The organism is Azospira sp. I13 (assembly GCF_003112695.1).
Lineage (GTDB): Bacteria > Pseudomonadota > Gammaproteobacteria > Burkholderiales > Rhodocyclaceae > Azospira.
Genome location: NZ_BFBP01000026.1, coordinates 108,901 through 122,929 on the forward strand (window position 1 = coordinate 108,901; position 14,029 = coordinate 122,929).

The window sequence follows — 14,029 nt, forward strand, 5'->3', positions numbered from 1 at the left end:
AAAAACCACAAATCTAGGAGACAGTATCAAATGCCCGTACCCGCCCTGTTCCAGGGCCGGCTGGCGGTTCCCGCCATTGCTGCGCCCATGTTCCTCGTATCCGGCCCCGATCTGGTCATCAATGCCTGCAAGGCCGGCATTGCCGCCAGCTTCCCTTCCCTCAACGCCCGCCCCGCCAGCCAGCTGGATGAATGGCTGAGCCGCATGAATGCGGAACTGGGCGAGAAGGATGCGCCTTTCGGCATCAATCTGATCCTGCACCACTCCAACACCCGCCTGGAAGAGGACGTGGCCCTGGTGGTCAAGCACAAGGTGCCCTTCGTCATCACCAGCCTGGGCAATCCCAGCAAGCTGGTGGAGGTGGTGCACAGCTACGGTGGCCTGGTGTTCTCCGACGTCATCCACGCCTATCACGCCAAGAAGGCTATCGAGGCGGGCGTGGACGGCATCATCGCCGTTTCTTCCGGTGCCGGCGGCCATGCCGGTACCCAAAATCCCTTCGCCCTGCTGCGGGAAATCCGTGAATTCTGGGATGGCGTGCTGATTCTCGGTGGCGCCATTTCCGATGGCGCCACCATTCGTGCTGCGGAAATCGCCGGGGCGGATTTCGCCTATATGGGCACCCGCCTCATTGCCACCCAGGAATCCATGGCCCAGCAAGCCTACAAGGAGATGCTGGTGACCGCCGGCCCGCGGGATATCGTCTATACCGACGCCGTCTCCGGCACCAACGCCAATTTCATCTGGCAAAGCCTGGAAAAGGCTGGCTACACCAAGGAATCCCTGTCCGGTGGCGCCAAGGCCAACCACGATTACGGTGGCGACGAAGCCAAGGCCTGGCGCGATGTCTGGAGCGCCGGTCACGGTGTGGCCAACATCCACGATATCCCGGGGGTGGCGGAACTGGCCCGGCGTCTGTCGGAGGAATACCGTCAGGCCTGCGACCGACAACCTTCCGCAGCCCTGCGGGGGGTATAACCAAAGCTATATTTTTCGGCGCTTCAGTTGATGCTAGGGTTAGGTCCTGAACGAACATAGAGCCAGAATCCATGCGTACCATCGACGAAGCCGAAGTCAGCAAATTGCTCCGCGGGGTGGAGATTCCTCCCTGCCCCGCGGTGCTGGCCTCCCTCGCCCAGGAGATGCACCGTCCCGACGCCAGTTCGGTGAAGGTAGCCAAGCTCATCAGCCAGGACGTGGGCCTGGCCGCCGGCGTCATCAAGTGCGCCAATTCCCCCCTGTTCGGCACGGGTAGCAAGGTTGCCTCCATCGGTGAAGCCCTGGGCCGCCTGGGTTTCAACAACGTGCTCAACCTGGTGGTGAATGAACTGCTGCGCAAGAGCTTGTCCCAGAAGGACAGCCATGCCATGGAGCGTTTCTGGGACAGCGCCACCTACTGCGCTGGCGTCTGCGCCAAGCTGGCGGAGATCCTGCCTGGCACCAGCCGGGATACGGCCTACACCTTCGGTCTTTTCCACGACTGCGGCATTCCCATCCTGATGCGCCGCTATCCGGACTACAAGAAGACCCTGGCCCTGGCCAACCAGACCCTGGACCGCTCCTTCACTGCCGTGGAGGAAGAGATGCATGGCACCAGCCATGCCGTCATCGGCTACCTCATGGCCCGTAACTGGGGCCTGCCGGAAACGGTCAGCTCGGCCATCCTCTCCCACCACGACTTCTCCGTCTTCGAGAGTGGCAGCGGGCTGTCGGATGAATCCTGCACCCTCATCGCCCTGGCCCTGCTTTCGGAGCGCATCATCGGCACCTTCCTGCGCCTCAAGGACGATGGCGAGTGGGAAAAGGGCAAGCTGCCCGTGGCTGGCTTCTTCGGTCTTTCCGAAACCGATCTCAACGACATTGTGGACGACCTGCTGTTCAAGCTGGATTCGGCCCGCAAGGCGGCCTGAAGCGCTTTCCGCCGCTGGCCCGCATGAAAAAGCCGCTCCTTGGAGCGGCTTTTTGCTTTCATGGCCCGGCGCCGGGGCTGCGCCTCAGAGCAGGAAGAGGGTGGCCAGGCCGAGGAAGATGAAGAAGCCGCCGGAATCGGTGACGGCGGTGATCAGCACCGAGGAGCCCAGGGCCGGGTCCCGGCCGAACTTCTGCATGGTCATGGGAATGACCACGCCGACGGTGGCCGCCAGTAGCAGGTTGAGGGTCATGGCGCTGGTCATCACCAGGCCCAGCTGGAAGGAGTGGTAGAGCCACCAGGAAACGATGCCCAGCAACCCACCCCACACCAGGCCGTTGATCAGGGCCACGCCCAGCTCCTTGTGCAGCAGGCGCCGCGCCGATTCGGGCTGGATCTGGCCGAGGGCGATGGCGCGGACGATCATGGTGATGGTCTGGTTGCCCGAGTTGCCGCCGATGCCGGCGACGATGGGCATGAGGGCGGCCAAGGCCACCAGCTTTTCGATGGAACCTTCGAAGGCGCCGATCACCCGGGAGGCGATGAAGGCCGTCACCAGATTGATGGCCAGCCAGGTCCAGCGGTTTTTCACCGAGTTCCAGACCGAGGCGAAGATGTCTTCCTCTTCCCGCAGACCGGCCTGGGCCAGCAGTTCGCTTTCCGATTCTTCCCGGATGAAGTCCACCACCGCATTGACGGTGACGCGGCCTACCAGGCGGTCCTGGCGGTCCACCACCGGGGCGCTCACCAGGTCGTAGCGTTCGAAGGCCTGGGCCGCCTCTTCGGCATCGTCGTCCGGCTCCAGGTGCACGAACTCGGTGACCATGACGTCGGCCACGTCGACTTCCGGGTCGTTGATGAGCAGCTTGTTAAGGGGCAGCACGCCTTTCAGGCGCTCGTCCCGGTCCAGCACGAACAGCTGGTCGGTGTGGTCGGGCAGTTCGTCGAAGCGGCGCAGGTAACGCAGCACCACCTCCAGGGTCACGTCTTCCCGCACCGTGACCATTTCGAAATCCATGATGGAGCCGACCGATTCCTCGGGGTAGGACATGGCCGCCCGCAGCTGCTCCCGCTCTTCCACCGAGAGGGACTGGAAGACGTCCTGGATCACCTCATGGGGCAGATCCGGCGCCAGGTCGGCCAGTTCGTCGGCATCCAGGGATTCGGCGGCGGCTACCAGCTCGTCCGAATCCATGTTGGCGATCAGGGTTTCCCGGACCGCATCCGACACTTCCAGCAGGATTTCCCCATCCCGTTCCGCCTTGACCAGGTCCCAGACCATGAGACGGTCTTCCAGGGGCAGGGCTTCCAGGATGTAGGCCACGTCCGCCGGGTGCATCTTGTCCAGGCGGTGGCGCAGTTCATTCAGGTGCTGCTTGTGAACCAGGGACTCCACCAGATCGTGGCGGGGCATTTCCTGCTTGTGCACCAGCTCTTCCACCAGATGATGCCGGGCGAGCAGGGTCTGCACCTCGGTGAGGCGCGCCTGCAGCTCGTCGGCGTCAGCGTGCTGGATTTCGTCGCTCATGGGGCACGGAAGCAGAAAGGGGTGGGCGGCATGGTGCAATGCCGCAAAAGAAGGCGCATTCTAGCACCGCCCTGTGACCGGGCTTTGACAAAAATCACGGGAATCCAACGTGCTACGGGATATCCCCAGGCCGGCCCGCCATCCCTCCGGCGCCAGGGGCCGGCGGTCGCCTCAGGGCACTTCCGCCGCCGACATGCGGCCGAGGATGATGCCGGTCTTCTTGAGCAGGCCCGGGGCGTTGCGATTGCGGTCGTAGAAGCGGGGATTGGGCAGCATGGCCGCCAGTTTGGCCCCTTGTTCCGGCGACAGCTGGGCGGCGGGAATGTTGAAGTAGTGGCGGGCGGCCGCCTCGGCGCCGAAAACGCCGTTGCCCCATTCCACCACGTTGAGGTAGACCTCGAAGATGCGCCGCTTCGACCAGGCGCTTTCCAGCATCAGGGTGATGGCCGCTTCTTCAGCCTTGCGCCAGGGCGTCTTGCTCGGCGTCAGGAACAGGTTCTTCGCCAGCTGCTGGGAAATGGTGGAACCACCGGCCACCACCTTGCCCCGGCGCTGGTTCTTTTCCATGGCTTTCTGGATGCCTTCCCAATCGAAGCCTTCATGATCGACGAACTTGGCGTCTTCCGCAGCAATGATGGCCCGCTTCAGGTGGGGGGAAATGCGCTCGTAAGGCACCCATTGCTTCTGCAGGCTGGCCCCGGGATTCTTCAGCCACAGTTCTTCCTGGCGGATTTCCATGAAGCGGGTCATGCCCGGGTCCATCCAGTTCCACCACAGCACCCAGCCGAAGAGCCACAACTGGTAGGCCAGAAACAGGCCCACCGCCCAGGCGGCGCCCACCTTTAGCCAATGCAGCAGGCGTCCCACGGATTCAGGCCTGACGCAGCTGGGCCATCACCGGCCCGGTTTGCGGCCGCTGGCCGCGCCACAGCAGAAAGGCTTCGGCGGCTTGTTCCACCAGCATGCCCAGGCCGTCCGCCAGGCGGGCGGTGCCCTGTTCCCGGGCGAAGGCTAGAAAAACGGTATCGCCCTTGCCGTACATCATGTCGTAGGCCAGGGCGCCGGGGGCGAAGAGGTCCGGCGGCAGGGGCGGCAGGTCGCCGCTCAGGCTGGCGGAGGTGGCGTTGATGACCAGATCGAATTGCCTGCCGGCCAGGCTGTCGTAGCCGCCGCCGCTCACGGGGCCCAGGTCGGCAAAGTCCCGGGCCAGGGCCAGGGCCTTCGCCGCCGTGCGGTTGGCGATGTGCAGCTGCCGGGGCGCCGCCGCCAGCAGCGGCGCCAGGGCGCCGCGGGAGGCGCCGCCGGCGCCCAGCAGCAGGATGCGCTGGCCGGCCAGGGCAAAGCCCAGGTTGTGCTGCAGATCCTGGACCAGGCCGGCGCCGTCGGTGTTGTCGCCGAGGATCGTGGTGCCGTTGAAGGCCAGGGTATTCACCGCGCCGGCCCGGGCCGCCCGGGGCGTCAGCTCGGTGGCCAGGCGAAAGGCCTCTTCCTTGAAAGGTACGGTGACGTTGGCGCCCCGGCCGCCGGCCGCTGCGAATTCGGCCACGGCAGCGGCAAAACCATCCAGGGGGGCGAGCTTTGCTTCATAGCGCATGTCCTGGCCGCAGCTTTGCGCGAACAGGCCGTGGATCAGGGGGGATTTGCTGTGGCCAATGGGGTTGCCGAAAACGGCGTAGCAGTCAGTCATGGCGAAGGCAGGGGCGGGTGGAAGGATCAGGGCGGCAGTTTATCCCGGATCGCCCCGGTGTGGCCCGGGGGCGCCATCTCGCCCTGCAGCCGGCAGGCCTGGCTTGCCCATGGCTGGAGACCTAGGCGGGGCGCGGACATCCCTGCCAGGCCTCGCCCTGTCTTGGTGTTAGGGCAGGGGTGGCGGAGATCGGCGTATTGCTTGCCTCTCCGGCCAGGGAAGGAGTGGCAGCGCTGGCCGGCAGCTATCCACCAGCACCGGCTTGGCCGTCGGCGGGCTGTCGGAAGTGACATAGTTTTTGGCGAATAAAGCGGTGCGTTGTCTAATTTTGCCGACTATTTGGCCGAAAATGGCCGATGTTGGTCGCCCTATCGGCTGGTGGTTGAGCGGCGATTGCGCGGCGATTAAGCCGCGGTTGGCTTCCTGTAAGGTTGCCCGGCCTATGCTCACGCCTCTCTCGTCTCTCCCGTGCGTCTTACTGGAGCCCCGGCCATGTCCCGCAAGCAGGTTTTTCTTCTGACCCTGGTGGCCATGCTGGCTTTCGCCGGCAATTCCCTTTTCTGCCGCCTGGCCCTCAAACAGAGCGGCATGGACCCGGCCGCCTTCACCCTGATCCGCCTGGCCAGCGGCGCCCTGGTGCTGTGGGCCATCGTCCGCCTGCGGGGCCTGGCTGGCGGGCTGGGCAGCTGGTCTTCCGCCCTGGCCCTGTTTGCCTACGCGGCCGGCTTCTCTTTCGCCTACGTTTCCCTGGCGGCCGGCACCGGCGCCCTGCTGCTGTTCGGCGCCGTGCAGGTGACCATGATCGGCTATGGCCTGTGGCAGGGCGAGCGCCTGGCGCCACGCCAGACCGGCGGCCTGCTGCTGGCCCTGGCCGGGCTGGTGGGTCTGCTCCTGCCCGGCCTGTCGGCGCCGCCCCTGGCCGGCTCCCTGCTGATGCTGGGGGCTGGCGTGGCCTGGGGCGTGTATTCCATCCGCGGCCGGGGCGCCGGCGATGCCACGGCAGTGACCGCCGGCAATTTCCTGCGGGCCGTTCCCTTCGCCCTGCTGCTGGGACTGGTGGCCCTGCCGGCGATGCCGGCCCCCAATCCCCAGGGCATCCTCTACGCCCTGCTTTCCGGCGGCCTCGCCTCCGGTATCGGCTACGCCCTCTGGTATGCCGCCCTGCGGGGCCTGCAGGCAACGACGGCGGCAACGGTGCAGCTGAGCGTGCCGGTGCTGACGGCCCTGGGCGGCACCGCCTTCCTCGGCGAGGAACTCGGCTGGCGCCTGGTGCTGGCCTCCTGCACAATCCTGGGTGGTGTGGCCCTGGTCATTCGCGGCCGGGCCCGTTGACTCCCGAATACCCGTGACGGCGTGGCCCGGGCGTATTTCCTGCCAGTCCCGCCACGTCGCTCCCCAGAAGCCAAGGCCATGACCCAGAAACTCCCCGTTCTTGCCCCGGAAACCCTCGCCGCCAGCGGCGCCATCCCGGTGGATTCCCCCTATCAGGACATCGTGCCGCCCCTGCACGTGGCGACCACCTTCGAGCGGGCCGGCGACTGCAGCTACCCCGGCGGCCGGGTTTATTCCCGGGATGCCAGCCCCGCCTACGACGCCCCTGAAGCCCTGCTCAAGGAACTGGAAGGGGGCGCCGCCGCCGCGCTCTTCGCCTCCGGCATGGCAGCCGCCTCCGCCGTGCTGCAGGCCTTGAAGCCCGGCGCCCGGGTGGTGGCGCCCCGGGCCATGTACTGGGGGCTGCGCAACTGGATGGTGCAGTTCGCCGCCAATTGGCAGCTGCAACTCGACTTTTTCGCCGACGATGCCGACCTGGCCGAGCTGCTGCAACGCCCCGCCGACCTGGTGTGGCTGGAAACGCCGGCCAACCCCACCTGGGAAATTTCCGACATCGCCGCCGCCGCCCGTCTGGCCCATGCCGCCGGCGCCCGCCTGGTGGTGGATTCCACTGTGCCCACGCCCGTCTTCACCCGGCCCCTGGAACTGGGCGCCGACATCGTCATGCATTCCGCCACCAAGTACCTCAACGGCCATTCCGACGTGGTGGCCGGGGCCCTGGTGACCAAGACGGCAGACGACTTCTGGCAGCGCATCAAGACCGTCCGTGCCCTCGGCGGCGCCGTACTGGGGCCTTTTGAGGCCTGGCTGCTGGCCCGGGGTATGCGCACCCTGTTCCCCCGGGTGCGTGCCGCTGCGGCTTCCGCGGCCGCCATCGCCGAACATTTCCATGGCCACACCCAGGTGGTCCAGGTGCTCTACCCGGGCCTGCCTTCCCACCCGGGCCATGCCGTGGCGGCGCGGCAGATGCAGGGCGGTTTTGGCGCCATGCTCTCCCTGCGGGTGGTGGGAGGCGAAGCGGCGGCCAAAGCCGTGGCTGCCCGCCTCAACGTCTTCAAACGGGCCACCTCCCTGGGTTCTGTCGAAAGCCTGGTGGAACACCGGGCCAGCGTTGAAGGCCCCGGTACCTTCTGCCCAGACGACCTGCTGCGCCTCTCCATCGGCATCGAAAGCACCGCCGACCTCATTGCTGACCTGGAACAGGCCCTGGCCGGCTGAATTCACGTTTCGCTGGCCACAAAAAAGGCGCCCGGGGCGCCTTTTTTGTGGGGTGAATCGGCTCAGGGCAGGGGCGCGAACACGCCCTCGGCGCCCCGGGGGGCACCGCGCCAGAACTGGGGCGGTGCCTGCACCTGGGCACCCAGCTCGGCAGCGGCGCGCCAGGGCCAGCGGGGGTCGAACAGCATGACCCGGGCCACGCCCACCAGATCGGCATCGCCGCCGGTGACCACGGCTTCGGCCTGCTTCGCTTCGGTGATGAGGCCGACGCCGATGGTGGTCATGCCGGTAGCCTCCTTCACCTGGCGGGCGAAGGGCAGCTGGTAGCCGGGGCCCACCTTGATCTGCTGTTCCAGGGACAGGCCGCCGCTGGAAACGTGGATGAAATCGGCGCCCCGGGCCTTCAGTTCCCGGGCCAGTTCCACCGTTTCTTCCGGCGTCCATCCACCTGCCACCCAGTCCGTGGCGGAGACCCGCATGCCCAGGGCCTTGCGGGCGGGCCACACGGCGCGCACGGCGTCGAACACTTCCAGCACGAAGCGCAGGCGGTTGGCCAGGCTGCCGCCGTACTCGTCGGTGCGCTGGTTGGTGACGGGGGAGAGGAATTCGTGCATCAGGTAGCCATGGGCGGCGTGCAGTTCCACCGCATCAAAACCGGCCCGGTCGGCGCGCCGGGCGGCGTCGGCAAAGGCTTGCACCAGCCGCTTGATGCCGGCGGTGTCGAGGGCCTGGGGGGCGGCATCGCTGGGGTCGAAGGGCAGGGCGGAAGGGGCCACGTTCTGCCAGCCGCCCTGGTCCGTAGCAAGTTGCTTGCCGCCCAGCCAGGGCGCGGCGCAGCTGGCCTTGCGGCCGGCGTGGGCCAGCTGGATGCCGACGGGCATGGCGGAATAGCGGCGCACGCCTTCCAGCACCCGGGTCCAGCCGCTTTCCGTGGCGTCGTCCCAGAGGCCGGGGCAGCGGTCGGAGATGCGGCCTTCCGGGCTGACGGCGGTGGCTTCGGCGATGAGCAGGCCGGCGCCGCTGTGGGAGAGGTTGCCCAGGTGCATCAGGTGCCAGTCGCCGACCACGCCGTCCTTGGCCGAGTACTGGCACATGGGGGCGATGACGATGCGGTTGGGCAGGGTCAGCTGACCCAGGGCGTAGGGGGTGAAGAGGGGGCTGGTCATGGAGAGTCCTCTGGAAAATGGGTGTACGGCAGGCAGTATCGGCCAGGACTTGAATCCAATAAATGAAAGTGTTTTGATTTCAGAATTCCAGATATTGGAATAGTTGCTCCAGTTCTCAACCCCGAGGTTGTCGCTCCACCATGCTCAATCGACTGGAAATGCTGCGTCTTTTCGTTGCCGCCGCCGAGGCCAAAAGCTTCAAGGAAGCGGCCCTGCGCCTGCACGTCTCGCCCCAGGCGGTGACCCGGGCGGTGCGGGAGCTGGAGGAGCATCTGGGAGAACTGCTGTTCCACCGCAACACCCGGGCCAACCGCATCACCGACTTTGGCGCCCAACTGGCGGCCCAGGCCCGTCAGGCGGTCATGGGGGTGGATGCCCTGTTTCAGCGTTCCAGCCCGGTGCCCGACAACGAACTGGCAGGTCTCGTCCGCCTCACCGCCCCCAAGGCCCTCGGCCAGCATTTCGTCATGCCCCTGCTGGCGGAACTGGGGCGGGAATTTCCCGGCCTGCGCCTGGACCTGCGCCTCTCGGACCGGCCGGCGGACGTGGTGGATGAGCAGATCGACATCGGCGTGCGGGTGGGCTTCCTGCGGGACAGCCGCTTCGTTGCCCGGGCCGTGGCCAAGGTGCATTTCCATACCGTTGCCAGCCCGGCCCTGGTTGCAGCAGTGGGGGAGCCCCGCAGCCTGGCCGACTTGCAGGCGCGGCCGGTGACGGTGGTGATGGACCCAAGCACCGGCAAGCCCTGGCCCTGGTTCCTCAAGGACGGGGAGGAATGGCTGCCCTCCACCTGGGCCTTTGCCACCGACGAGACCCTGGCCGAGTTCGCCGCGGTGCAGGCCGGCCTGGGCTTCGGCCAGGTGGTCAGCCTGCTGACCATCCCCCTGCTACGGCGGGGGGAACTGGTGCGGGTATTGCCGCAGATGGAGCCGGAGCCCTGGAACCTCTATGTGTACCGTCCCCAGCGCGGCCCGGTGGCCGCCCGCATCCGCCTGGTTTTCGACCGGCTGGTGGAATGCTTTGCCGACCGGCAGCGCTTTCCCGAAGCGCCTTGATTCTGCCCCCTCCATGCTCCTTTGGCAGCGCCGGCCAGCAGCCCCGGATATGCGGGCGGTGATCGCTGATTAGGGCCGCTGGGCCGCCATCAGCTTGTGCCAGGCATTCCACACGGCCCGGGCGTAGCGGCTGTTGTGCTCCGGCGTGCGGGAGTGATAGTTGCCCACGGCCCGCCAGAAAGTGGCCTGGTCGATGCGGGCCGGATCGATGTTGGCAAAGCCCCGGGAGAGCAGCCAGGTGCCGAAGTGGATGTTGGCGCAGCGATGGTGCGCGATCAGTTCCAGGGTGCCGCCGCGGCGTTGGATCTCCGGCAGCCAGAGGGAATTGATCTGCATCGGGCCGATGTCGAAACTGCCATTCTGGTTGTACAGCACCTGCCCGGATTTTCCGCCTTCCACCCGCATCACGGCGAGGATCAGGGAGGGCGGCAGGCGAAATCGCTCGGCCGCTTCGACCACACAGGGCTCCGTCGCCAGGGCCGGGCCAATGCCCATGAGGGCCAGCAGAAACAGGCACACCCACCGTCTCAGGTAATGCTTGCCGCCAGCGCAAAAACGGGCGCCGGCAGGCGCTACGGTGGGCGGCTCCAGGTCGCCATGCTGCCCGTGATCCTGCCCTGCGGCGGCGCTCACGGCAGGCACGGTGCCAGGGCGGCTGCGGCAAGCTCCTCCTGCCAGCGGGCCAGCCAGCCCCGGGCACCCATCTGTCGGGCGAGGCGTTCGGCATTTTCCAGGGCCGGTGCAACCCGTTCCCGTTGGCCGGTGGCCCGGCAGACTGCGGCCTTGAGGCGCCACAGGTCGGGCAGACAGTAGCTGTGCTCACAATCGTCGGCAGCCTGCAAGGCCCGCCGGATGACGCTGCCGGCCGCTTCCCACTGGCCGGAGGCGACCAGGGCCTCGCTCATCAGCCAGCGGGCCGAATTGGTGCCGGCCGGATAGACATAGGCGATGGCCTGTTCCCAGCCTTCCAGCTGGGCCAGAAGGGGGGGCTTGCCTGCCCGGGCGGTATGCACGGTGGCCAGCAGGCCGGCGAAAACTTCCCAGAAAGTGAAATTTTCCGCCGAGGCCAGTTCCAGGGCTTCCCGGGCGTAGGCGGCGGAGGCGGTGTATTCCCCGGCTTCCAGGCTGGCGGCAGCGCCCAGGGTGAGGGCCACGCAGAGATCCAGACGGATACCCTTCTCGCGCTGGGCCTCGATGGACAGGTGCAGGGCGGCCGGCCAGCCGGCGGCGCCAGTGAGGGCGTCGATCCAGGCCAGGGAGGCGGTGGCAAAGACGCAGGGGTCGGAGGGAAAGTAGCGGATGCGCTGCTGGGGCGACAGATGCCGGCGTTGTTCCAGTATTGCCTCCAGATGGCGCCGAGCCTGGGGAAAGTCGCCGAGCCAGAAATAGGTATTGCCGAAGGCCCAGTCGGCAGCGAACTGCCGCTCCGGGGCGCTGGCCCGCTGGCGCAGGCGTTCAGCGTAGTCCAGCCCGGTACTTTTGCCGATGCCGCCAGACCAGAGATAGAGCAGCACCAGGGCGGAAAACTCGATTTCGCTTTGCTCCGGCGTCAACTGCGGGGGCAGCAGGGCGAGGACTGTCTGGCATTGCTCCCGCACGAACTCCGTGCCGTAGCCATCCCGCATCACCCAGGCCCGGGCGTAGCGAATGCGGTCCCACAGGGCCAGGGTAGAGGTGTCGTAGCCCAGGCGTTGCAGCTGCCCGTAGTGGTCGCAGGCGGCCACCATGTCCTCGTCGGCAACGGCGCGGCGGGCGGCTTCGCGCCATAGGCTGCGGGCCTGGTCCAGTTCGCCGGCCTGTTCCCACAGGGGGGCGGCGCGGCCCGGCTGGTCCAGGCTGGTGAAGCGCTCGGCGGCGGCGCGGGTGAGGCGCTGGCGTTCCTCTTCGGGCAGGGTGGCGAGCAGGGTTTCCTGGACCAGGGGGTGGTAGAAGACCCAGTGCTCCGCATCGTAGTTGAGCAGCAGGCTGGCGTCGCAGCCGACCACGGTGGCCTGCAGGGCGCCGCTGTCCCCCACCATGGCGCACAGGTCGCTGTAGCGCCACTGCATGCCGAGCAGGGCAGCGGCGCCCAGGTTGAGCAGGGCGGGCCGTGCCGCGTTGATGATGGAGGTCTGGAATTCGTGGTGGGCCGGGCTGTCGGCGGCATTGCCCGAAGCGGTGACGAGATAGATGGGCACGCCGCGGGCTTGATGCAGGGCGCTGCGCAGGGCCGTACCACTGTATTCCAGGCCATGGGGGGCCTGGGTCAGCAGATCCCGGGCTGCCTGGTCCGTCAGGGGGCGCAGGTTGATCACCGTGCTGTCCCCGAGCAGCACCGACGGCTGGCCGGAATTGCGCTGAGTGATGAGGATCAGGCCGCCGCGGAAGTGGGGCAGCACACGTTGCAGCAGCTGGGCGCTGGCATTGTCGGCCCAGTGGGCATCGTCGATGACGATCAGTTCGGCACCTTCGAGAAGGCGGGCCACCAGGCGTTCAAAATCACCCCGGGCCGGTGTCGGCACGCTGCGCTGTTCGAGGAACTGCTGCAGGAGAAGCTGTTCCTTGCGGTTGAGGCGCTGGGGAATGTCCTCCTGGCGCTGGCGGCGGGTCAGCCATTCGTAGAGCAGGCTCCAGGGCTGCTGGGCCGTTTCGGCCCGGGCACCGAACCAGCTGACCATGCCGCCCTGGCCGATGCGCTGGCGGGCGAATTCCCAGGCCAGCCGGGTCTTGCCCATGCCCTGCTGGGCGGAAATGGCCAGGCGCTGGCCCACCGCCTGGCGGGAATCCTGCCAGCGTTGCTCGAGTAGCTGCAGTTCGGCTTCCCGGCCTACCAGGGGCAGGGGGGAGCCGGGGGGCGGCAGGGTGGGCAGATGGAAGTGGGCCAGCTGCTGGCCGAACATCGCCTGGGCGGGGTAGGCGAGGGGGGGCAGGGGCAGTTCCCGGGGAGCCAGGCCGAACATCGGCGCCAGATCGGCAAAGCCCCCGTCGGCGATGATTTCCCCGGGGGCGATGAGCAGGGAGAGGCATTCGACCCATTTCAGGCGCCAGCCGGAGATGCGTGGCGCGGTGCCGTTGCGGAATTCAACGATGTTGGTGCCGGCGCTGAGGACGATGCGCAGGCCGTCGATATCGCCGAAGCGACAGGCCAGTTCCGCCGCAGTGCGCAGGGCCTGCCAGCGGAAGCCGCAATTGAGGGTGCTCAGGCCGAAGGCCACGGTGATGCCCGAGGCGTCGTGATCCACCACGCTGCCGCCGAAGAGGGCCACTTCCTCTGCCACCTCCGCTACGGTGCGAATCCATTGGGCATGGTGGGCTCGCTCGTCGATACCACGGCCGGCCGGGATGCCGGCTTCCAGTCGCAGCAGGGCCAGTTGGGCCACTTCGGGGCAGGGCTCGGCAGCCAGCGGCGGGGTCGTCGGGGTGGGCAGGGCGGCCGGGAACTGCTCGCACAGCCGGTGCAGATAGGCCTGCCGGGATTGCAGCCAGTCCTGCCAGTCGGGGTTGGCCTCCTCCAGCTCCAGGGCTTCGCCCCAGGCCACCTGGCTGAGGAAGTTACGCTGGGGTGCGGTCTGCAGTGCCCAGTCCTGGCCTTCCGCCAGGCCCTGCACCAGCTGTTCATCGGTGACCAGGGCAGCCTCGCCGTGCAGGGTCAGCCACTGGCGCCCGCATTCCAGACGGGCCGGGAGGCCCAGGGGCGGCAATTGCTTGTTCAGGTCGTTGATGATCACCCGCAGATTGCGTCGTCCTTCTTCCAGGGGGCGGCCAGGCCATAGCAGCTCGGCCAGCAGCTCCCGGCGCACCGGGCGCCCGCTCTGGGCAGCGAGAAAGGCCAGCAGGGCGGTGCTCTTGCGGTAACGCATGGCCAAGGGGGTGTGGCGCCCGCCGCGGATAAGACCGGGTTTGCCGAAAAAAGTCAGCCAGACGCGTTGCTCGGCGACGGCTCCCTGAGGATGGGACAGGCGAGTTGGCATGGTCTTGTGGGAATTTTTAAAAATGCAATTGTAATAACTTTTGCTCGGCTATTGCTGGAAGTCCAGGTCTGGCAACGACCTTCGTGCAAACGCTTTGCGAACGATGGGCGAATGGGGTGGAAACGCAAGCTTCGTAGAGTTCGCCAGTTCAATGCCAATTGAATTTCTACGACTCATTTCCCTG

11 protein-coding genes are annotated in these 14,029 nt (G+C 67.0%); 5 read left to right on the forward strand and 6 right to left on the reverse strand.

The window, feature by feature from the left end:
* Positions 1-30 precede the first annotated feature (30 nt).
* On the forward strand, positions 31-978 hold the full coding sequence (locus tag AZSI13_RS16910; RefSeq protein ID WP_109042363.1) for a nitronate monooxygenase family protein: 948 nt from the start codon (positions 31-33) through the stop codon (positions 976-978).
* Between the two features lie 71 nt (positions 979-1,049).
* On the forward strand, positions 1,050-1,910 hold the full coding sequence (locus AZSI13_RS16915) for an HDOD domain-containing protein (protein WP_109042364.1): 861 nt from the start codon (positions 1,050-1,052) through the stop codon (positions 1,908-1,910).
* Positions 1,911-1,994: 84 nt separating this feature from the next.
* Here the strand turns inward: AZSI13_RS16915 and mgtE are convergent, their stop codons facing one another.
* The 3 genes from mgtE to aroE all read right to left on the reverse strand — a co-directional run bounded on the left by mgtE (position 1,995) and on the right by aroE (position 5,124).
* Positions 1,995-3,437, reverse strand: coding sequence for a magnesium transporter (mgtE, locus tag AZSI13_RS16920; RefSeq protein WP_109042365.1), 1,443 nt, complete (start codon positions 3,435-3,437; stop codon positions 1,995-1,997).
* Between the two features lie 171 nt (positions 3,438-3,608).
* Positions 3,609-4,304 (reverse strand): monofunctional biosynthetic peptidoglycan transglycosylase, encoded by a 696-nt coding sequence (gene mtgA / locus AZSI13_RS16925; RefSeq protein WP_201262427.1) that lies wholly within the window; start codon positions 4,302-4,304, stop codon positions 3,609-3,611.
* Between the two features lie 4 nt (positions 4,305-4,308).
* Positions 4,309-5,124, reverse strand: coding sequence for a shikimate dehydrogenase (gene aroE, locus AZSI13_RS16930; RefSeq protein WP_109042366.1), 816 nt, complete (start codon positions 5,122-5,124; stop codon positions 4,309-4,311).
* Positions 5,125-5,616: 492 nt separating this feature from the next.
* Between aroE and AZSI13_RS16935 the strand changes: the two genes are divergently transcribed.
* Positions 5,617-6,456 carry a DMT family transporter gene (locus tag AZSI13_RS16935; protein WP_109042367.1) on the forward strand — a complete coding sequence of 280 codons (840 nt, stop codon included), beginning with the start codon at positions 5,617-5,619 and terminating at the stop codon, positions 6,454-6,456.
* A gap of 78 nt (positions 6,457-6,534) precedes the next feature.
* Positions 6,535-7,674: a PLP-dependent aspartate aminotransferase family protein gene (locus AZSI13_RS16940; protein ID WP_109042368.1), complete on the forward strand. Its 1,140-nt coding sequence runs from the start codon at positions 6,535-6,537 to the stop codon at positions 7,672-7,674.
* A gap of 62 nt (positions 7,675-7,736) precedes the next feature.
* Here the strand turns inward: AZSI13_RS16940 and AZSI13_RS16945 are convergent, their stop codons facing one another.
* On the reverse strand, positions 7,737-8,840 hold the full coding sequence (locus AZSI13_RS16945; RefSeq protein ID WP_109042369.1) for an NADH:flavin oxidoreductase/NADH oxidase: 1,104 nt from the start codon (positions 8,838-8,840) through the stop codon (positions 7,737-7,739).
* A 140-nt stretch (positions 8,841-8,980) separates the two neighbouring features.
* On the opposite strand from AZSI13_RS16945, the gene AZSI13_RS16950 reads away from it, so the two are divergent.
* On the forward strand, positions 8,981-9,895 hold the full coding sequence (locus AZSI13_RS16950; protein ID WP_109042370.1) for a LysR family transcriptional regulator: 915 nt from the start codon (positions 8,981-8,983) through the stop codon (positions 9,893-9,895).
* A gap of 69 nt (positions 9,896-9,964) precedes the next feature.
* Here the strand turns inward: AZSI13_RS16950 and AZSI13_RS16955 are convergent, their stop codons facing one another.
* Both AZSI13_RS16955 and AZSI13_RS16960 read right to left on the reverse strand, forming a co-directional pair.
* Complete coding sequence (locus AZSI13_RS16955) at positions 9,965-10,528, reverse strand: lytic transglycosylase domain-containing protein (protein ID WP_133247352.1); 564 nt, start codon at positions 10,526-10,528, stop codon at positions 9,965-9,967.
* Positions 10,525-13,845, reverse strand: a complete 3,321-nt coding sequence (locus AZSI13_RS16960) for an AAA family ATPase (protein ID WP_109042372.1) — start codon at positions 13,843-13,845, stop codon at positions 10,525-10,527. The genes AZSI13_RS16955 and AZSI13_RS16960 overlap by 4 nt, the downstream gene beginning before the upstream one ends.
* Positions 13,846-14,029 lie beyond the last annotated feature (184 nt).